18 protein-coding genes and 1 other RNA gene are annotated in these 19,549 nt (G+C 47.2%); 18 read left to right on the top strand and 1 reads right to left on the bottom strand.

The genetic code is table 11. The features are described from left to right. The first annotated feature begins 47 nt into the window (after positions 1 to 47). The 18 genes from yqfC to rnpB all read left to right on the top strand — a co-directional run bounded on the left by yqfC (position 48) and on the right by rnpB (position 17,986). Positions 48 to 341 (top strand): sporulation protein YqfC, encoded by a 294-nt coding sequence (gene yqfC / locus AC4PM4_RS12650; RefSeq protein ID WP_024628472.1) that lies wholly within the window; start codon positions 48 to 50, stop codon positions 339 to 341. Then, entirely contained in the window at positions 338 to 1,531 is a 1,194-nt protein-coding gene (gene yqfD, locus AC4PM4_RS12645) for a sporulation protein YqfD (RefSeq protein ID WP_064636389.1), read from the top strand. Before yqfC ends, yqfD begins: the two co-directional genes overlap by 4 nt. Before the next feature lie 6 nt (positions 1,532 to 1,537). Then, positions 1,538 to 2,509, top strand: a complete 972-nt coding sequence (locus tag AC4PM4_RS12640; RefSeq protein ID WP_064636391.1) for a PhoH family protein — start codon at positions 1,538 to 1,540, stop codon at positions 2,507 to 2,509. 15 nt (positions 2,510 to 2,524) lie between these two features. Continuing rightward, positions 2,525 to 4,774: an HD family phosphohydrolase gene (locus tag AC4PM4_RS12635; protein WP_063567029.1), complete on the top strand. Its 2,250-nt coding sequence runs from the start codon at positions 2,525 to 2,527 to the stop codon at positions 4,772 to 4,774. A gap of 33 nt (positions 4,775 to 4,807) precedes the next feature. After that, a complete protein-coding gene (gene ybeY / locus AC4PM4_RS12630; RefSeq protein ID WP_063567028.1) occupies positions 4,808 to 5,305 on the top strand; it encodes an rRNA maturation RNase YbeY in 498 nt (165 codons plus the stop codon). Beyond that, positions 5,305 to 5,676: a diacylglycerol kinase family protein gene (locus AC4PM4_RS12625; RefSeq protein WP_063567027.1), complete on the top strand. Its 372-nt coding sequence runs from the start codon at positions 5,305 to 5,307 to the stop codon at positions 5,674 to 5,676. The genes ybeY and AC4PM4_RS12625 overlap by 1 nt, the downstream gene beginning before the upstream one ends. A 288-nt stretch (positions 5,677 to 5,964) precedes the next feature. Continuing rightward, positions 5,965 to 6,378 (top strand): cytidine deaminase, encoded by a 414-nt coding sequence (locus tag AC4PM4_RS12620; protein WP_063567026.1) that lies wholly within the window; start codon positions 5,965 to 5,967, stop codon positions 6,376 to 6,378. A 41-nt stretch (positions 6,379 to 6,419) separates the two neighbouring features. Next, complete coding sequence (gene era, locus AC4PM4_RS12615) at positions 6,420 to 7,319, top strand: GTPase Era (protein WP_063567025.1); 900 nt, start codon at positions 6,420 to 6,422, stop codon at positions 7,317 to 7,319. A gap of 104 nt (positions 7,320 to 7,423) precedes the next feature. After that, entirely contained in the window at positions 7,424 to 7,564 is a 141-nt protein-coding gene (locus AC4PM4_RS12610) for a YqzL family protein (protein WP_491613723.1), read from the top strand. A gap of 33 nt (positions 7,565 to 7,597) precedes the next feature. Further along, on the top strand, positions 7,598 to 8,350 hold the full coding sequence (gene recO, locus AC4PM4_RS12605; protein WP_063567024.1) for a DNA repair protein RecO: 753 nt from the start codon (positions 7,598 to 7,600) through the stop codon (positions 8,348 to 8,350). A gap of 408 nt (positions 8,351 to 8,758) precedes the next feature. Continuing rightward, the gene (glyQ, locus tag AC4PM4_RS12600; RefSeq protein WP_063567023.1) at positions 8,759 to 9,646 is read left to right on the top strand and encodes a glycine--tRNA ligase subunit alpha; all 888 of its coding nucleotides are present in this window, start codon (positions 8,759 to 8,761) and stop codon (positions 9,644 to 9,646) included. Continuing rightward, on the top strand, positions 9,639 to 11,714 hold the full coding sequence (gene glyS, locus AC4PM4_RS12595; RefSeq protein ID WP_491613722.1) for a glycine--tRNA ligase subunit beta: 2,076 nt from the start codon (positions 9,639 to 9,641) through the stop codon (positions 11,712 to 11,714). Before glyQ ends, glyS begins: the two co-directional genes overlap by 8 nt. Positions 11,715 to 11,921: 207 nt before the next feature. Next, on the top strand, positions 11,922 to 12,410 hold the full coding sequence (locus tag AC4PM4_RS12590) for a YaiI/YqxD family protein (RefSeq protein WP_063567021.1): 489 nt from the start codon (positions 11,922 to 11,924) through the stop codon (positions 12,408 to 12,410). 47 nt (positions 12,411 to 12,457) lie between these two features. Next, a complete protein-coding gene (gene dnaG / locus AC4PM4_RS12585; protein ID WP_488731710.1) occupies positions 12,458 to 14,278 on the top strand; it encodes a DNA primase in 1,821 nt (606 codons plus the stop codon). Positions 14,279 to 14,321: 43 nt separating this feature from the next. Then, the gene (gene rpoD / locus AC4PM4_RS12580; protein ID WP_053781258.1) at positions 14,322 to 15,461 is read left to right on the top strand and encodes an RNA polymerase sigma factor RpoD; all 1,140 of its coding nucleotides are present in this window, start codon (positions 14,322 to 14,324) and stop codon (positions 15,459 to 15,461) included. A gap of 184 nt (positions 15,462 to 15,645) precedes the next feature. Continuing rightward, the gene (locus AC4PM4_RS12575; protein WP_063567019.1) at positions 15,646 to 16,404 is read left to right on the top strand and encodes a tRNA (adenine(22)-N(1))-methyltransferase; all 759 of its coding nucleotides are present in this window, start codon (positions 15,646 to 15,648) and stop codon (positions 16,402 to 16,404) included. Further along, a complete protein-coding gene (locus AC4PM4_RS12570; RefSeq protein ID WP_072734500.1) occupies positions 16,380 to 17,495 on the top strand; it encodes a Nif3-like dinuclear metal center hexameric protein in 1,116 nt (371 codons plus the stop codon). Before AC4PM4_RS12575 ends, AC4PM4_RS12570 begins: the two co-directional genes overlap by 25 nt. Positions 17,496 to 17,576: 81 nt before the next feature. Then, positions 17,577 to 17,986: RNase P RNA component class A (rnpB, locus tag AC4PM4_RS12565), an RNA gene on the top strand. 237 nt (positions 17,987 to 18,223) lie between these two features. Here rnpB and AC4PM4_RS12560 read toward each other — a convergent pair. Beyond that, complete coding sequence (locus AC4PM4_RS12560) at positions 18,224 to 19,453, bottom strand: aminotransferase-like domain-containing protein (RefSeq protein ID WP_491613721.1); 1,230 nt, start codon at positions 19,451 to 19,453, stop codon at positions 18,224 to 18,226. Positions 19,454 to 19,549: the final 96 nt, after the last annotated feature.

Here is a 19,549-nt window from a genome sequence, read left to right as displayed (position 1 = left end):
GAATCTGCGCATAAGTTGAACTGTAGAGGAAGGGGGAAGACCTTCGAATGACCCGGATCAGCCGCAAGCTGCGCAGATGGACCAGTGAAGTTCTGGATCTGCCGCAGGACGTGCTTTACGATATGCCACGGTTAACCCTGATCGGCACAAAGCAATTGTATATAGAGAATCATCGTGGTGTCATTCATTTTACACCGGATCGCATCGTTCTGGCTCTCTCACAGGGTCAGCTGGAGATCAAAGGAACTGAACTGATGATTCGCAATATTTTGCCGGATGAAGTGGCTGTTGAAGGAACAATTCTGGATATTCATATGAATGGAGCGGAGGGGAACGGATGAAGCAGCCCAGTCTGTACAAACTGCGCGGAGCAGTCCGAATCACGGTCACTGGGGGGGATATTGAAGCATTAATCAATACGGTGGCAGAGCAGGGACTGGAAGTATGGGACCTGCGTGCCCATGATGGACGCAAGGCAGAAATGAATATTCTGCTACCGCATTTTTTCAGGCTGCGTCCTTTGCTGAAACGGACAGGCTGCCGGGTAAAGGTGACACACCGGAGTGGATTTCCTTTTTTTGCAGCCCGTTTGTTAAGAAGGAAGTTCTTTCTAGGCGGCATGCTATTTTTTGTAGCAGCTCTGTTTGCGTTATCATCAATGGTTTGGAATGTAGAAGTGAAAGGCAATGTGACGATTCCCACGGATGAAGTGCTCGCGGCAGCAAAGAAAGAAGGCATCTACCCCTTCCAGTGGGGATTTCGGCTGCAAAGCCAGGACAAGCTCTCCAGACAGCTCGCGCTGGCTCTGCCAGATGTAACCTGGATTGGGGTGAGCAAAGAAGGGACAACCATCACCATCCAGGTTGTGGAGTCAGCACAGCCCAAGCGTGAACCGCTGCTGAACCCGAGACATCTGGTCAGTAAAACAGACGCTGTAATCACTCAAATTTACGCGGAGCAGGGACGCCCTGTCGTGCAGAAGGACATGCGTGTCAAGAAGGGGCAGGTACTGATATCCGGTATTTTGGGAGATGAAGAGAATACAAAGACCATTGTAGCCAAAGGGGAAGTGCGCGGACTGGTGTGGCGTGAATATCAAGTCGAAGTCCCTCTTGTGCAGAAACATAATACGATGACTGGAGATAGCAAGGAACGTTTTTACATTGTGCTGGGGAAATGGGCGATACAACTCTGGGGATACGGGAATACGCCTTTTACCACATTTGATACCGAAAGTGATCATAAACCGCTGACCTGGAGATCCTTCACACTTCCCATGGGATGGCTGACCGAGAAAGATTTGGAAACTCGGGAACAAGAGGAGCAGCACACGATTGAATGGGCTAGAACGAAAGGATTGGAAGGAGCAAGAAACGATATTATCGCCAAAAACGGCAAAGGAACGAAAATTTTAAGCGAAAAAATTTTGCATGAGAAGAAAGAGAATGGTAAAGTTTATATGAAAGTATTATTTGAAGTGGAAGAAAGCATTGCGGAAGAACTTCCGTTAGTCCATAGTCAAGGAGAATGAGGCTATTTGTCAGAGCAAACACGCAGCATACGAATCTCCCTCCAAAGTGCGGGAGAGGGTCAATCTCTTTTTGGACCCCAAGATATTTTTCTGAAACTGATTGAATCCGAGATTCCCGCCCAGATCGCATCCCGTGAAGCGGAGATTGTGATCCATGGCAACATGCAGAATGTGGAATCGCTTGAACAATTATTTGATGTGTTGTTGCAATTGGTACGTAACGGATATGTGTTAACCGAAAGGGACGTTAAGTATGCTATTGAGCTTGCAAAGGAACTGCGTGCAGACCAGCTTCTGGATCTGTTCAAAGGCGAGATTACAACGACGTACCGTGGTAAGCCGATCCGTGTTAAAACGATTGGACAGAAACACTATGTAACTACAATAAAAAAACGTGATGTTGTATTTGGTATCGGTCCAGCCGGTACAGGTAAAACGTATCTTGCTGTTGTCCTGGCTGTGGCAGCAATTAAGGAAGGAAGCGTCAAGCGGATCGTGCTCACAAGACCTGCAGTTGAAGCGGGAGAGAGTCTTGGTTTCTTGCCTGGTGATCTTCAGGAAAAAGTTGATCCTTATTTACGGCCGCTGTACGATGCTTTGTACGATGTTATGGGACAAGAGCAGACTGCGAAGGCACTGGAGCGCGGTTTGATCGAAATTGCACCTCTTGCCTATATGCGGGGACGTACACTGGATGATTCGTTTATTATCCTGGATGAAGCTCAGAATACGACACCGGAGCAGATGAAAATGTTTCTGACTCGTCTCGGTTTTGGTTCCAAAATGGTTATTACCGGTGACGTGACACAAATTGATTTACCGCGCGGCAAAAAGTCAGGGCTTGTGGAAGCCAATGCAATACTGGGCCAAGTGGAAGAGATTGGATTTGTCTATTTTGCCGAGCAAGATGTTGTACGGCACTCCCTCGTCCAGAAAATCATCGTCGCCTATAACCACGCCGCAGAAAATCAAGAATAGAAAGGGATTGTCTCGATGACCTCGAAGGAACTGTCAAAAGGCAAATCTTTTCAAAATAGAGCTACAGGATGGAAGTATAGCGTGTGGGCACGCTATCTTCTGTTTTTGTTTCTGGTGATCCTCTTCTACGTGAGTCTTGCTTCCAAGCTACTCCCAGAGCGGTATGATATTCAGGAAGGCACACGAAGTGAAGTGAATATTGCTGCGCCCATGCAGATCCCGAATACCAAGGCTACACTGAAAGCACAAGAAGAAGCCGCTGAACGTGTACAGCCAATGTTTCAGATCGTGCAGATGCGGAACGAAAATCTGATGACGACTCTGCTTGATCGTATTGATCGACTGAATCAGGATGATCAGATTTCCAGTCAGGACAAGATTGACATCTATCGTGATGAAATACCGCAGCGTCAGAAAGATTTTGTTTCCAATTTCATCAACAACAACCGGAAAGCGGGTACATACTCCGAAACTCTGTTGGAAGAGATCAGAAATGTGGTACAGGAGCAAAGCTACCGCATCCCGGAAGAGACATATATCAAAATTTCACGTCTGACTTCGGATGATATTCAGGAGATGAAGGCCGTTGCTCGGGATATCGTCTCCAGATTAATGACCGACCAGATTAGTGAGGCTACAACAGCTCGTGCCAAAGTGGCCGAGATGGTGAGTGTGAGCTCCCTAAGCAAGCGTACGCAGCGTGAAGTTGTACAGGAGCTTGCTCGTCTTGTGGTAACGTCTAACCGCTTCTACGATGAAGAGGGTACAAAAGAAGCTAAAGTACAGGCTCGTGAGAACACTCAAACGGTCTTTATCAAGCAAGGAGATACGCTTGTTGCCAAGGGTGAGATGATTACCCCGGAGATGTACACCCTTCTGGGCGAGAACGATTTGCTGAAAAACGAAGTGAACTATTGGCCTCAGCTTGGACTGCTTATGCTGTCTTGTCTGTTGTCGGCAGCGATTCTCATGTATATTCAGCAATTCAGCGGAACGCATTTCAAATATAATAATGCTCAACTGCTGATGCTTGTTCTCATATTTATTATTACGATTGTAGTTATGCATGTTACGGCGATACTCCAGACCAGTGAGAATTCATACGTAGGCTTTCTTGCCCCTGTTGCCGTAGGAGCAATGTTAATTGCATTGCTGCTGGATACATCGCTTGCCTTTGTCTGCTCGATTATTATCGGCATGCTGTCGAGTATTATTTTGAATACACATCAGGGTCAGATTTTTGACTTTGAACTTGGATTCTTCGCGGTGTTGGTATCGTTTGTTGCGATCTTCGCCACCCATCGGGCAAGTCAGCGGTCTACGATCCTGAAAGGCGCCATTATGGTCTGTCTGTTCGGATCGATCGCAGTCTTCACCCTGGCTCTGATTGACTCAAGTGACTGGAATCGGACGACGACGCTCTATGGCATTGGATTTGCGTTTGCCGGAGGCGTACTGACCGCCATATTGGTTATTGGGCTAATGCCATTTTTCGAAACCTCATTTGGCATCTTGTCTGCGCTGAAGCTGGTGGAACTGTCTAATCCCAATCACCCGCTACTACGTAAACTGCTAACAGAGACACCGGGAACCTATCACCACAGTGTGATGGTAGGAAACCTGTCAGAAGCCGCCGCAGAGGCGATCGGTGCCAATGGGTTGTTATGTCGGGTCGGCTCGTATTACCATGATATTGGCAAGACCAAGCGACCGATTTATTTCATTGAAAATCAAAACAATATGGAAAATCCGCATGATTCGATTGATCCAAAGCTGAGCAAGTCCATTATCGTGGCTCACGCACGCGATGGTGTGGAAATGCAGAAGGACTACAAGCTGCCGAGGCCTATTCGGGACATTGCTGAGCAGCATCATGGAACAACCTTCCTGCATTACTTCTATCACAAAGCACTGCGTCAGGCTGAGGAAGCAGGAGTAGAACCTGATTTTACGGAAGATGATTTCCGTTATCCGGGTCCCAAGGCTCAGTCCAAAGAGTCGGCGATTGTTGGCATTGCTGACAGTGTGGAAGCTGCGGTCCGTTCCTTGCGGAAGCCTACTGTGGAACAAGTGGAGTCCATGATCGAAAAGATTATTAAAGGTCGACTGGACGATCATCAGTTTAACGACTGTGATCTGACAATGCGGGAGCTGGATATCGTCGCCAAGACCCTTAAGGAAACCGTCATGGGCATATTCCACTCCAGGATTGAATATCCGGAAGAAATGAAGAAACCGAAGCCTACCTCGCCTGAAGCGGGTTGATTCGCTAATATAAGAAGACAGGAGTATGAAAGAATGAGTCTTAACCTAGCATGGAATAATGAACAACAGGATAAAGAAATCACCGAACCGATGATCGCAATGTTGGAGCAGCTGCTGAACCTTGCAGGGGAAGCAGAGGGTGTTGCGGACGGGGAAGTGGCCCTGACTTTCGTAGATGATGAGCAGATTCATGAGCTGAACCGTGACTATCGCGGCATTGATCGTCCAACAGATGTATTGTCTTTTGCAATGAATGAGACTGTGGATGAGGAACTGGATATCATCTACGAACTGGACGAAGATGAAGAAATGGAAGAAATGCCGGATGTTCTGGGGGATATTATTATTTCTGTTCCACGGACCATCCTGCAGAGTGAAGAATATGGGCATTCATTTGAACGTGAGCTCGGGTTCCTGTTTGTTCATGGCTTCTTGCACTTGCTTGGATATGATCATCAAGATGAAGCCAGCGAAGCCGAAATGATGGGCAAACAGGAAGCGGTACTCGCCCAAGCCGGGTTGACACGATAATGAAAAGGCGCTCCTGGGGGATGGTATTCCGCAATGCTGCGGAAGGAATCGTATACGGGCTGCGGACTCAGCGGAATGTAAGAGTTCATACAGGAGTCGCCATTTTGATGTGTGCAGCCGGCTTTTTTTTCGGGATTTCCAGAACGGACTGGATGTTTGTACTGACAGCCGTTTTTCTGGTTCTTGTGACGGAGCTGATGAATACAGCAGTGGAAGCTGCTGTAGATCTGGCGCATCCGCATATACATCCGCTGGCAAAAGCGGCGAAGGACACCGCGGCCGGTGCAGTTTTGCTGGCTGCGGTGTTCGCCGTCATCATCGGGAGTATCGTTTTCATTAAACCGGTGATGAGCTGGCTGGGTTTGCTGTGATTTTGTTTTTGTTTTGATTTTAATATTACACACAAATTATAAAGTTGGACTCATTTTTAAGTTGAACTTCTGGTTTGCACAATAACGGAGAGGTTAGAAATAACCTGTAGAAGCGAAGCGTTCGCCTTTATCACCGGATTTTCACTTTGGAAAAGGGAATCAATAAAATCCGGGGATAACAGCGATCGTAAGGTTGTTCTGACAGCGGAGAGGCCAGTGCAAATATTTTTAAGTTGAACTTAACTCATTGAGTGCAACTTTATATACACCCTAAGGGAGAGATTAATTATGGATAATGATTTGTTGATGCAAGAAGCAATTAAGGCACGTACGAAAGCGTATACGCCTTATTCTCATTTTGGTGTAGGTGCAGCTTTGCTTGACAGTGAGGGACATGTGCATCATGGTTGTAATATTGAGAATGCTGCTTATACGCCAGGCAACTGTGCTGAGCGTACAGCCATGTTCAGTGCGATTGCAGGAGGTAAGCAACCACGCAGTTTCAAAGCCATTGCCATTGTAGGAGATACAGACGGCCCGATTGCTCCATGCGGCGTATGTCGTCAAGTGATGTATGAACTGTGTGAACCGGATATGAAAGTTATTCTGGGTAACATGAAAGGTGATCTGCAGGAGACTACAGTTGCCGAGCTATTGCCATGGGCTTTTGGACCATCTGATCTGAACTCTGCTAAAAAGTAAAAACCAATATATTCCAGGCCTAGGCGCCTGAGGAGGAACATATGAAAAAACAAGCATTCAAATCCGGCTTTGTAGCCATTATTGGACGTCCCAATGTAGGTAAATCCACACTGATGAACCAAGTCATTGGACAGAAAATTGCGATTATGTCGGACAAGCCACAAACGACTCGTAATAAGATTCATGGTGTTTATACATCGGAACACCAACAAATCGTTTTCCTGGATACGCCAGGGATTCACAAACGTCAATCCAAGCTGGGCGATTACATGAACCAGACCGCTTTGAATACGCTCGGAGAAGTCGAAGCTGCTCTGTTCCTGATCGATGCCTCGGAAGGCATGGGCGGTGGTGACCGTTATATTGCAGAACAATTGAAAAATGTACGGACGCCTGTCATTCTTGTCATGAACAAAATTGATAAAATTGAGCCGGAAGCATTGCTTCCGCTGATTGAGGAATATCGCAAGCTGCATGATTTCGCTGAAATCGTACCTGTTTCTGCCATGCTCGGCAGCAACGTAAGTACCTTGCTTGAGCAGCTCGGCAAGTATTTGCCGGAAGGTCCGCAGTACTATCCAGATGACCAGGTTACAGACCATCCGGAGCAGTTCGTTTGTGCTGAGTTGATTCGGGAGAAAATTTTGCAAATGACGCGTGAAGAAGTGCCGCACTCCATTGCGGTCACGATTGAGGATATGAAAGTACAGGACAACGGCGTCGTTTATATTTCTGCCGTCATTTTTGTGGAGCGTGATTCGCAAAAAGGGATCATTATCGGTAAACAGGGTGCCTTGCTTAAAGAAGTGGGGAAACGTGCCCGCCATGATATTCAAAACCTGTTAGGTTCCAAAATCTTCATGGATCTGTGGGTTAAAGTGAAAAAAGACTGGAGAAATCAGGATCGAGTTCTGCGTGACCTTGGCTTTGGCCGCGACTAATCGTCGGAATTGTATCCAGTAATTGCAACACATAGTTTACCTTGCAAGACTCCATCCTATCTGGTAGAAGCAGACGTCATTTCCGAAGAGAGGATGAAATTCCGATGCGAGATTTTTCGTGGAAGGTTTTTGCGATGACGGGGGATGTGGAATCCTATCTGTTGTATGCCGAGGCATGTAGCTCAGTGGGACAGGAGTCGGAACCTGCAAGGGAAGTGATTGAAGATGAAGAAGCCGAATGTTAATTGGCTAATTCGGGAATGGTTAGGTGACGAGGCATGCTATACAGGGTGGAAGGGATTGTCATCCGCAGCATGGACTACGGCGAGGGAAACAAAATCATTACGCTTTGCACCGAAAGCGGCGGGAAAGTAGGGGTACTCGTCCGCGGTGCCAAAAAACCCAAAAGCCGACATGCTGCACTGGTGCAGCCATTTACGTATGGTCAATATGTATATTTTCGTAACACCGGTCTGGGAACACTAAACGCAGGTGAGATCATCGAATCTTATCATGAGCTGCGTGAAGATCTGATTAAGGCCTCCTATGCATCTTATGCTTGTGAACTGTTGGATCGTGTGTTGCAGGATGAAGAGACAGGTACGTTCTGGTTCAAACAGTTGAAAGCCTGTCTTCAGGCGTTGAAGGAAGAGAAAGATCCGGTCGTCATCACAAGCCTGTATGAAATGAAAATATTACAGGCAGCCGGGTACGGACCTCAGCTTGATGATTGCATTTCTTGTGGTCACGAGCGTCCGGATGAGCAATTATTTGTTAGTCCAAGGCTTGGAGGCGTTCTATGCCGTGCTTGCAAACACTTTGATCCTCCGGCGATGTCCGTGAGTCCGAAGGCGTTGAAACTCTTGCGTCTGTTTGCACAGCTGGATCTGCAAAGGCTTGGTAATATATCTGTTAGCGAAGGCACCCGGGATGAGATCAAAAAGATCATGCGGGCCTTTATGGATCATCAACTTGGCTTGAATCTAAAATCCCGTTCTTTTCTTGATCAAATGGAAAAGTACGGGATTTGAGTCGTCTTGATGTGAAATAAGTAATATATCTTGACTTCGTACTTATTTTTATATATTATGAACTATAATTTCTCTTTTGGAGACATGCATTGAACGAGAAAGTAGGAGACTTGATTTATACATTCAGGAGCAGAAGAGGTCGGTTGACCTTACTAATCTTGTGTGAGCGAGCCGGGGATGGTGGGAGCCGGGTTGAATCGGTCTGTGAAACGGCACTCGGGAGCATGAATGACACGGAAAAGTGGGCTTGAATGAACAGGATCTCTGTTTATATCTAAGCCAAGTAGGGTGGAACCGCGGGAATAGCTCTCGTCCCTATGTCTGTATAACAGGCGTAGGACGAGGGCTTTTTATTGTCTGTACCGTTCTAGGCTTGTTCATCACAAACCATCGAAAAGGAGCATGATTATGAATTTTCAGCAGATGATTCTCACGCTGCAACAATTCTGGGCCGCGCACAACTGTATTATTGTTCAACCATATGATACGGAAAAAGGGGCAGGTACGATGAACCCGATGACCTTTTTGCGTTCGCTTGGACCCGAGCCTTGGAAAGTAGCTTATGTAGAGCCGTCCCGCCGTCCTTCGGATGGTCGTTATGGAGAAAATCCAAACCGTCTCTATCAGCATCATCAATTCCAGGTTATTATCAAGCCTTCGCCAGACAATATTCAGGAGATTTACCTGGAAAGTCTGAAACAGTTGGGTATTGATCCGCTCAAACATGATATTCGGTTTGTTGAAGACAACTGGGAGAACCCTTCCCTCGGCTGTGCTGGTCTTGGCTGGGAAGTCTGGCTGGACGGTATGGAAATCACCCAATTTACGTATTTCCAACAAGTCGGTGGAATCGAGACGAATCCGGTAGCAGTTGAAATTACGTATGGTATGGAGCGTCTTGCTTCATACATTCAGGAAAAAGAAAATGTGTTTGAGTTGGAATGGGTAGACGGAATTACATATGGTGATGTGTTCCGTCAGCCTGAATTCGAACACTCCAAATATACGTTTGAAGTATCTGATGTCAAAATGTTGTTTACGCTCTTCAACATGCATGAAGAGGAAGCGAACAAGGCTATGGCACAGAATTTGGTTTTCCCGGCATATGACTATGTGTTGAAATGTTCCCATACGTTCAACCTGTTGGATGCGCGCGGAGCAATCAGTGTAACGGAGCGTACTGGGTACATTACCCGTGTCCGTAATCTGGCTCGTCAAGTGGCTGCAACATATGTGGAAGAGCGTGAGAAGCTCGGCTTCCCGCTGATCAAGAAAGGGGGAGCTGAGCATGTCTAAGGATCTGTTATTTGAAATTGGTCTGGAAGAAGTGCCTGCACGCTTCATGCGAGCAGCAATTGAACAGCTGCAGGATCGTGTCGTGAAATGGCTGGATGCATCCCGCATTTCTTACGGTGAAGTGAATGCCTATGCCACACCGCGCCGATTGGCTGTTTTGATCAAAGATGTTGCCGAGAAACAGGAAGACGTGGAGGAAGAAGTTAAAGGACCTTCCCGTAAAATAGCACTCGACGACAGTGGTAACTGGAGTAAAGCTGCACTCGGATTTGCCCGTAGTCAGGGAGTTGAACCGGATCAGTTTACATTCAAGGAACTGAGCGGCGTGGAATATATCTACGCGACCAAGAGCAGTAAAGGCGTTGAAACCTCATCTGTAATTGGTCAGGGTTTGCTGGCTATACTGCATGCCATGACGTTCCCGAAATTCATGCGTTGGGCTTCGTATGATTTCAAATTTGTGCGTCCGATTCGCTGGATTGTTGCTCTGCTGGGCAGCGATGTTATTGAATTGGAAGTTGCAGGCGTAAAGTCTGGCAATGTAACACGTGGACATCGTTTCCTCGGAAAAGAGGCGATCATTTCGGATCCCGCTTCGTATGTGGAAGTGCTTCGTTCCGAGCATGTCATTGCGGATATCAAAGAACGTGAGCACATGATTGTATCCCAGATCCAGGCACTGGCTGCCGAGAAGAAATGGGATATTGCGATCAAGGAAGATTTGCTGGAAGAGGTCCTGTTCCTGGTTGAGACACCAACAGTGCTGTTCGGAACATTCGAATCTTCATTTTTGAATATTCCACAAGAGGTACTGATTACTTCGATGCGTGAGCATCAACGTTATTTCCCGGTGCTTGATAATGATGGACAATTGCTGCCATACTTCGTTACGGTTCGTAACGGCGGTAGCGATTCACTGGATGTCATTGCAAAAGGAAACGAAAAGGTACTTCGTGCACGTCTGTCTGATGCCAAGTTCTTCTACGAGGAAGACCAGAAGCTGGAGATTAAGGATGCATTGTCGAAACTGGAAAGTATCGTCTTCCAGGAAGAGCTGGGAACGGTTGGAGATAAAGTTCGCCGTATTCGCAAAATTGCGGATGGTCTGGCTAGCAAGCTGCAAGTACCAGCCGATGTAGCCGAAGCGGTGAATCGTTCTGCGGATATCTGCAAATTCGACCTTGTTACACTTATGGTGGGAGAATTCCCTGAACTGCAAGGTGTGATGGGTGAGGATTATGCCCGTAAAGCTGGTGAAAAAGAAGAAGTGGCCAAAGCGGTATTTGAGCACTATCAGCCACGATTCGCTGGAGATCATTCTCCTGCTTCGCTTGTTGGTGCTATTGTAAGTGCTGCGGATAAAATGGATACAATTGTAGGTTGTTTCTCGATCAATATTATTCCTACAGGATCTCAAGATCCTTACGCGCTGCGCCGTCAGGCAGCAGGGATCGTACAAATTTTGCTGGATCACAATCTTCCGCTGACAATGTCCGATGTATTCGGCGTTGCTCTTCAAGTGCATGCTCAGATGAACCTGTTGAAACGTGCGGATGAAGAGGTGCGTAAAGATTTGCAGGACTTCTTCGGTCTTCGTGTGAAAAAACTGTTGTCGGAAACGGTCCGTTATGATGTTGTTGACGCAGTGATTTCTTCCGGATTTGATGATATCAGCGCGGTAGTTCCAAAAGGTGAGGCACTCATGGCAGCTGTCCAAACGGGAGATGCCTTCAAAACAACCGTCGAATCCTTCAACCGTGTCGGTAATCTGGCTGCCAAAGCATCCAATGCTTCGGTACATGCAGAACTCTTCACAGAAGAAGGAGAGCGCCAGCTGCATGCAGCATGGAGCAAAACCAATGAGGAATATCGTCAGGTATTGTCTCAGCATGCTGCTGCTGAAGCGCTCGCGATTGCATCAGCTTGGAAGGAAGCTATCACCGTATTCTTCGATTCGGTTATGGTTATGGCTGAAGACGAGGCTGTGCGTGCGAATCGTCTGGCATTGCTTGCAGCCATTGACCGTGATCTGAAAGCTTTTGCTGATTTCTCCAAATTGGTCTGGTAGTCGGGTCCTTTTCTGCTCTGAGTGGACAGATCTGCGGCAAAGCATAAATTCAGTATTAAAGAAGGATATATGAGGGTATAAATATACGGAACGGATTGTGAAAAATTTATATTTACAGCCGTTCCGTATTTTAGCCTTTGATTTCCATAGACCGGTCAGAAGGATTTTGACTGGCTGGGGTCGTATATTACAATATGCAGCTATTTTATGAAACCGGGTGGTCTGGCTTTGAGTGAGTTGAATGTACGCCACATTGTTGTGGATGGTGATGCTTGCCCGGTCAAGGCTGAGATCGCAGAAACAGCTCTCCAATTCAAAGTTCCTGTATTGATGGTTTCTTCATTTGATCATTTTCTTCAGGGCGGAGAAGGAGTGCGCACCGTTCAGGTAGATCGAAGTGATCAGAGTGCAGACCTTTACATTGCCAATCACATCAAGCCATACGATGTGGTCATTACACAGGATTATGGACTGGCGGCGCTCGCACTTGGCAAACGTTGTTATGTTTTATCATTTCGTGGTCGTGAATTTAATGATCGTGACATTGATTTCATGCTGGATTCCCGTCATACTGCCGCCAAAGCACGAAAAAGAGGACATTATGGAAAAGGCCCAAAGCCTTTCACAGAGCAGGATCGGGAAATTTTTCAACATAAACTGACAAAACTTTTGAAAGATTTGCAGGAGAATGTGTAAGTTTATCGAATAATATTTACGTGTTAAAGAGATGAAGGTGGACCAAGATGAGTACCGGACAAGGCGGTATACCCGAAAGCATTATTGAATCGGTGTTACAGCAGCATGATATCGTCGATACGGTGAGCCGATTTGTACATCTGACCAAACAGGGGAAATATATGAAAGGCCTCTGTCCTTTTCATTCTGAGAAGACGCCTTCGTTTACAGTTACGCCTGAGAAACAAATTTTCTATTGCTACGGTTGCGGCACGGGTGGAAATGCCATCAAATTTAGGATGGAAATCGAAGGGTTATCCTTTCCCGAGGCCGTCAAGACGATGGCAGAAGAAAGCCACATTTCAATGGGGGACTGGCAGGGGCGTGAATCGGCTCATGTTAATCCAGAAACCGAACGTTTATTGGAAGCATATGAGCTTACCGCGAAGCTGTATCATTTCTTATTGAAAAATACAGAGCACGGTAAAGTGGCTATGGAATATTTACGCTCACGTGGGTTTAGCGACAAACTCATTGACCAATTCCAGATTGGCTATGCGCCTAATCGCTGGGATACCTTGGTACAATTTCTGGAAAAGCGCGAATTTCCGCTTGAAGAGATGGAAAAGGGTGGTTTACTGTCACAGCGAAACGAAGGTCAGGGTTATGTGGACCGTTTCCGAGACAGGGTGATGTTTCCGATTAACGGCAGGAGCGGAAAGCCGATTGCATTTGCAGGTCGCATTTTGGGAGACGGGCAACCGAAGTACCTAAATTCACCGGAAACCCGGTTATTTAACAAAAGCCGTGTTCTCTACAATCTGCATCATGCCAAAAATGCAATTCGCAAACAAAGGCAGGCCATATTGTTCGAAGGGTATGGGGATGTTATCTCCGCCTGGGATCAGGATATCCAGAATGGTGTAGCGGCAATGGGTACCGCGCTCACTGAGAATCAGGCATTGATGCTTAAAGGCATGTGTGATGAAGTCATTGTATGTTATGACGGTGATCGAGCTGGACAGGCTGCGGCGCTCAAAAACTTCCCTATACTCGAGGAAGCTGGGTTACAGGTCAAAATTGCTCTGATTCCGGATGGACTCGACCCGGATGATTTTATCCGAAAGCATGGTGGCGAGCGGTTCCGAAACCAAATTGTGGATGGCGCCGTAACGACTACAAAATTTAAGCTTATAAACCTTAAAAAAAACCATATACTGCTAGAAGGCGGCGGACAAATCGCTTATTCCAAGGAAGCGGTGAAACTTATTGCTCCATTGTCTTCTCCTACAGAACGGGAAGTATATCTTCGGGAACTGGCTGCGGAAGTGGACGTATCTTATGAAACACTGAAGCAGGAGTGTAATGAAGAACGGGAGGCCATGAAAAATAACCTCCAGTATGGGGATAATAACCCGAAAAGGTGGAATAATGGTAGGCAACAAAATAGGCAGGTGCCTACACCCAATCTGTTGCCGGCTTATCACGCTGCTGAACGCAAACTTCTCGCCTGGATGCTTCAGGATGATGAGGCTGCCCATTACGTGAATGAGCATCTTGGTGAAGCTTTTAACTTGGATGATCATGCAGCTATTGCTGCTTATCTATATGCCTATTATGCGCAAGGCAAACCGTCGGATACAAGCCGTTTTATGTCTTCACTTCATGACGACCGACTGGAAAAGACGGTCAGTTCAATCTCAATGATGGATGGTCCAGGTGAATGGAGTATTCAAGCACTTGACGATTGCATCAGGGAAGTGCTGAAGTATCCGCGTAAGAAAGAGTACGATCTGAAAAAAGAAGAAATGATTGCTGCAGAGCGGGCAGGTGATTCTGTACGCGCGGCACAAATTGTACTTGAAATGATTGCCCTAGAGAGACAGTGAACATCTGAATGTTGGATGTTTCTAGGGAGGAGGGAGTCGAGTTATGGCGAATGATCAGCATACTGAACTAGAAACAGAATTGACGCTGGATCAGGTTAAAGATCAATTGATTGAATCAGGTAAGAAAAGAGCTTCGTTGAACTACAAGGAAATTATAGAAAAACTCTCCCCGTTTGAGCAAGACGCAGAGCAGATGGATGAGTTCTATGAACAACTGAGTGACCTGGGTATTGATGTCGTGAACGAAAATGATGAAGAGGTAACCCTTCGCCCTAGTGAAGATTCCGAGAACAACACCAGAGAGGGAGACGATGAATTCCACTTTGATGATGATCTGAGCCTTCCACCAGGAATCAAAATCAACGACCCTGTTCGGATGTATCTCAAAGAAATCGGTCGTGTACCTTTGTTGTCTGCGGATGACGAAGTGCAGTTGGCCAAACGGATTGAAAACGGGGATGAAGAAGCGAAACGTCGTTTGGCTGAAGCTAACCTTCGTCTCGTGGTAAGTATCGCCAAGCGTTATGTTGGACGTGGCATGTTGTTCCTGGATCTGATTCAGGAAGGTAACATGGGTCTGATCAAAGCGGTTGAGAAATTCGACCACAAAAAGGGTTATAAATTCAGTACGTATGCGACATGGTGGATTCGCCAAGCGATCACCCGTGCGATTGCGGACCAAGCACGTACGATTCGTATTCCTGTGCACATGGTGGAGACGATTAATAAGCTGATCCGGGTATCCCGTCAGCTGTTGCAGGAACTTGGGCGTGAACCGACACCGGAAGAAATCGCTGCCGAGATGGATCTGAGTGTGGAAAAAGTTCGTGAGATTACGAAGATTGCTCAGGAACCGGTTTCCCTGGAAACACCGATTGGTGAGGAAGATGATTCCCATCTGGGTGATTTCATCGAGGATCAGGAAGCATTGGCTCCGGCGGATGCTGCTGCTTATGAGTTGCTAAAAGAACAGCTCGAAGATGTCCTGGATACATTGACTGAGCGTGAAGAGAACGTGCTTCGTCTGCGTTTTGGTCTGGACGATGGACGTACAAGAACGCTGGAAGAAGTGGGCAAGGTATTTGGTGTTACGCGTGAGCGTATTCGTCAAATTGAAGCCAAAGCTCTTCGCAAATTGCGTCACCCTAGCCGCAGTAAACGGCTTAAAGATTTCCTCGAATAACATCACTATGGGAGACTTTCCGCAAGACGCTTTAGCGGCGGCGGGGTCTCCTTTATTTTTAAATTGAACATCTAAATTTCTTGGTTTTGGTAATTCATCCTTGAAATGTTTTATTGGATTTCATTTTATCGCTTTTCGTTGTTCAATGCAAATCAATAAATTAAATGAATGGTGTAGGTGCTTCATGAAACTTTCGAATCGATTACAGCGGATACATGATCAAATTCCCGAAGGCAGCCGCTTGGCTGACATTGGCTCAGACCACGCTTTGCTTCCAGTTGCGGCAGTACGCAGCGGGAAAGCAGCAGGTGCAGTAGCCGGAGAAGTCAACCCAGGCCCTTATGAAGCTGCACGCAAGCAAGTCAGCGATGCAGGCCTGAAGGAACGAATTACAGTACGTCGTGGAGATGGCTTGGATGTCATCTCTGCAGGAGAAGTGGACGTTATCACCATTGCCGGTATGGGAGGAGCACTCATTGCCTCCATTCTGGACCGTGGCCTCTCCAAACTGGATGAGGTCAAGCTTCTTATTTTGCAGCCTAATGTTGGTGAGGATATTCTCAGACGTTGGTTGTTGGAGCATCACTGGGTGGTCGTTGCAGAACAGCTGCTTGAGGAAGATGGCAAAGTGTACGAGATTATTACAGCAATGCCGCAAGAACTCAGTCCGATCGCCAATGAGGAAGTGTATCGCTCACGTCCGCTTGAAGGCGGAGTGGAATTGACATCAGATTTGCTGCTGCGCATGGGGCCTTATTTAACAGACCGTCCAACGGATGTGTTTTTTGCCAAATGGGAGAGCGAAATCGTCAAGCTGCAAAGTGTCGCGCAGTCCATCTCCAAATCTGATCAGGAGTCTTCTCGGGACAAGGCGGCTGAGGTGGAGCGTCTTATTGTGAACTTGAAGGAGGTACTCTCATGTTTGCCAAAGGTCAAACTGTAATTCAATTGATGGAGCAGCTTGCTCCCAAACATCTGGCTGTGCCGGACGATCGGATTGGTCTTCAGCTTGGCAGTTTGCAAAAGGAAATTACGCACGTTCTTATCGCACTTGATGTTACGAACGAAGTTGTAGACGAGGCCATTCGGATTGGAGCCAATCTGATTATTGCGCACCATGCCATCATTTTCCGTCCGGTCAAGTCATTGAATACCGATACACCCATGGGGAAACTGTATGAGAAGCTAATCAAGCATGATATTGCGGTGTACATTAGTCATACCAATCTGGATGTGGCTGAAGGCGGCATGAATGACTGGATGGCCGAGGCCATTGGTATTGAGAGCAAGGAATCACTTGAGGATGTACATACAGATCATTTGTTCAAACTGGCTGTATTTGTACCCCGTACCCATCATGAGCAGGTACTCCAGGCGGTTCTCGAAGCGGGTGCTGGCAGTATTGGGCAGTACAACAAGTGCAGCTTCAATACGGAGGGCACAGGTACTTTTGTACCGGGAGAGGGGACACAACCTTTCATCGGTACAGAGGGGCAGATGGAGCGTGTAGAGGAAATGCGGATTGAGACCATTGTACCGCAGAGTCTGCGCAGCAAGGTTGTACAAGCAATGCTTAAGGCGCATCCGTATGAGGAAGTGGCCTATGACCTGTATGCAATGGATTTAAAAGGCCGTACGCTGGGTCTAGGGCGCTTGGGGCCACTCAAACAACCAAAGACACTCGGTGAGCTGGTGGAGGTCGTTAAGGCCCAACTGGATGTGCCATACGTTCGGGTAGTAGGTGATCTCAATCGGCAGATCAAAAAAGCAGCAGTGCTTGGCGGCTCAGGTAGCCGTTATACTCTTCCTGCGCGGTTCAAAGGTGCCGATGTCATCGTAACTGGAGACATTGATTATCATACGGCTCACGATGCGCTGATGGCGGGTATGTGTATCATCGACGCCGGGCATAATGCCGAGAAAATCATGAAACCGAAAACTGCGGATTGGCTGCGCTCACGTTTGGAAGACAAACGTTATGACACGCAAGTGACTGCATCGGAGGTAAATACGGAAGTATTCCAATTTATCTAAAAGCACTCGGGTTCAATGCTTCCTGTAAGATTAAGCTTGTTTGTAAACTAAAATGCCTGTATACTATGTAATGTTGTTCGGAAAGCTTGACAGACAATCGCTGGTGGCCTTCGTTGCCACGAGAGGAAAGTCCGGGCTCCACAGGGCAGGATGCTGGATAACGTCCAGTCAGCGCGAGTTGAAGGATAGTGCCACAGAAATGGACCGCCGATGGCCGGATTTTCCGGCACAGGCAAGGATGGAACCGAGGTGTAAGAGACCCCGAGGAACGCTGGTGACTTCGTTCCTGGTAAACCCCATCTGGAGCAAGACCTAATGGGACACAGTCGACTCTTCGGAGAAGGCAGCCTTAGCCCGAGGTGTGTCTAGGTTGGTCGCTTGAGCTGTGCAGCAATGTATGGCCTAGATAGATGATTGTCGCTTGTGGTGGGAGGGTAGTTCCCGTCTGAACCACGAAGAGCACAGAACCCGGCTTACGGTAAGCTTTCCTAACTACAACACAAACAGTAACAAGTGCAGTCCACTATCAGTCACGGGCAAACAGAACGATTGTACCTGATGTGCCTGACTGATCAGAAGGATGCGATTAAACTTCAAAAGAATTCCTGCACTTGCAGGTCATATAAATAAGGCGTCAGACTTCGAGCTTTCTCGGGTCTGACGCCTTATTTTTGTGTTATTCGTTGGAATGAGAAATTGTTCCTAATGATACAGTGGATGACAGTTCGTTACAGTGTAACTACAATGTCTGACTGTAATGATGCATGCCAGCGTTGAATGGCACGATCCATACGCTCTACAGCCTCGGGAAGCAGATCTGGATCCGTATGAGTAAAGTTGATCCGCATACGGTTCAGTTCCGGTGTACCCGCATAGAATGAATCCCCTGGTACAATACATACTTTTTCCTGAATTCCATAGGTAAACAGATTGCTGGCCAGCATGCCCTCAGGCAATTGCAGCCACAGGAACATTCCGCCTTGCGGTGAGTTCCAAGAGATACCTTCCCACGATTTTGCAGCCATGAGAGTGGTCATTTTTTTCATCCGTTGTTCATAATCCTGTGAAATATTGCGAATATGGCCGTCCAGATCGAAAGATTCCAGTAGTGCATGAAGTGCTCTTTGGTCGATGCTGCTGGAATGCAAATCTGCCCCCTGTTTGGCGCGGGCAGCTATTTGGATAACATCCGGAGCAGCCAGTATCCAGCCAGTGCGGAGGCCAGGAGCAACTGTTTTGGAGAATGTGCTGGTGTAGATGACATTGGATGGACCCTCATAGGATTCCGCATCCAGTTTCGCCAGTGCAGGGGCATCCAGTTGTTCCGGTTTAAAGCGGATTTCACCATAAGGATCGTCTTCCAGGATCAGTACCCCATATTTCCGGCACAGGTCTACGGCTTGCTGACGTCTGGCGCGACTCCATACTTTACCTGACGGGTTGGAGAACGTAGGGTTAATGTAAACGAGCTTTGGACGATGCAATTGCAGCTGTTCCTCCAGTGATTCAGGCAACATTCCGTCATCATCACAGGCAACACCGTGCGCCTCAGCCTGATAGGAATGAATGACTTGAAGGGCAGCCAGATAGGTTGGTGATTCAACTAGCACGCTGTCGCCTGGATCGAGCAAGATTCGGCACACCAGGTCAATGGATTGCTGGGAACCTGTAGTCAGAAGCATATGATCAGGTGAAGCGGGAATGCCCTTGGATTCAAGACGTTCTGCAATTTTGGCACGTAGTGGTCGGAATCCTTCCGTCTCTGCATATTGAAGAGCCGCTGAACCACCCATGAATACCTTTTCGTATGCGTCACGGATGGCTTCAAGCGGGAATGATGACTGGGCAGGTAAACCGCCGGCTAGAGAAATCATTCCAGGCGCCTGTGCAGCCTGTAACATGTCGCGAACGACAGAGGACGGGGTATTTTGTGCCATTTTGGACCAAGGGATATTCATATTATTCTCATCTCCTGTTATTCACTGTTATACTGATATTATAAACTATAATAGACGGACTGCAGTATAACAGTAAAATGCTGATCATAACAGTTG

This window comes from Paenibacillus sp. MDV22-iso6, from assembly GCF_058408365.1.
This window is presented reverse-complemented; position numbering and strand designations above follow the sequence as displayed.

What these genes read in the sequence shown, in the direction of transcription:
- recO (WP_063567024.1), top strand. Translation starts at nt 7,598, where the DNA reads ATGCTATACAGGGTGGAAGGGATTGTCATCCGCAGCATGGACTACGGC.
- ybeY (WP_063567028.1), top strand. Translation starts at nt 4,808, where the DNA reads ATGAGTCTTAACCTAGCATGGAATAATGAACAACAGGATAAAGAAATC.
- era (WP_063567025.1), top strand. Translation starts at nt 6,420, where the DNA reads ATGAAAAAACAAGCATTCAAATCCGGCTTTGTAGCCATTATTGGACGT.
- AC4PM4_RS12620 (WP_063567026.1), top strand. Translation starts at nt 5,965, where the DNA reads ATGGATAATGATTTGTTGATGCAAGAAGCAATTAAGGCACGTACGAAA.
- AC4PM4_RS12610 (WP_491613723.1), top strand. Translation starts at nt 7,424, where the DNA reads ATGCGAGATTTTTCGTGGAAGGTTTTTGCGATGACGGGGGATGTGGAA.
- AC4PM4_RS12560 (WP_491613721.1), bottom strand. Translation starts at nt 19,453, where the DNA reads ATGAATATCCCTTGGTCCAAAATGGCACAAAATACCCCGTCCTCTGTC.
- AC4PM4_RS12570 (WP_072734500.1), top strand. Translation starts at nt 16,380, where the DNA reads ATGTTTGCCAAAGGTCAAACTGTAATTCAATTGATGGAGCAGCTTGCT.
- glyQ (WP_063567023.1), top strand. Translation starts at nt 8,759, where the DNA reads ATGAATTTTCAGCAGATGATTCTCACGCTGCAACAATTCTGGGCCGCG.
- AC4PM4_RS12625 (WP_063567027.1), top strand. Translation starts at nt 5,305, where the DNA reads ATGAAAAGGCGCTCCTGGGGGATGGTATTCCGCAATGCTGCGGAAGGA.
- dnaG (WP_488731710.1), top strand. Translation starts at nt 12,458, where the DNA reads ATGAGTACCGGACAAGGCGGTATACCCGAAAGCATTATTGAATCGGTG.
- AC4PM4_RS12575 (WP_063567019.1), top strand. Translation starts at nt 15,646, where the DNA reads ATGAAACTTTCGAATCGATTACAGCGGATACATGATCAAATTCCCGAA.
- yqfC (WP_024628472.1), top strand. Translation starts at nt 48, where the DNA reads ATGACCCGGATCAGCCGCAAGCTGCGCAGATGGACCAGTGAAGTTCTG.
- glyS (WP_491613722.1), top strand. Translation starts at nt 9,639, where the DNA reads ATGTCTAAGGATCTGTTATTTGAAATTGGTCTGGAAGAAGTGCCTGCA.
- yqfD (WP_064636389.1), top strand. Translation starts at nt 338, where the DNA reads ATGAAGCAGCCCAGTCTGTACAAACTGCGCGGAGCAGTCCGAATCACG.
- rpoD (WP_053781258.1), top strand. Translation starts at nt 14,322, where the DNA reads ATGGCGAATGATCAGCATACTGAACTAGAAACAGAATTGACGCTGGAT.
- AC4PM4_RS12590 (WP_063567021.1), top strand. Translation starts at nt 11,922, where the DNA reads ATGAAACCGGGTGGTCTGGCTTTGAGTGAGTTGAATGTACGCCACATT.
- AC4PM4_RS12635 (WP_063567029.1), top strand. Translation starts at nt 2,525, where the DNA reads ATGACCTCGAAGGAACTGTCAAAAGGCAAATCTTTTCAAAATAGAGCT.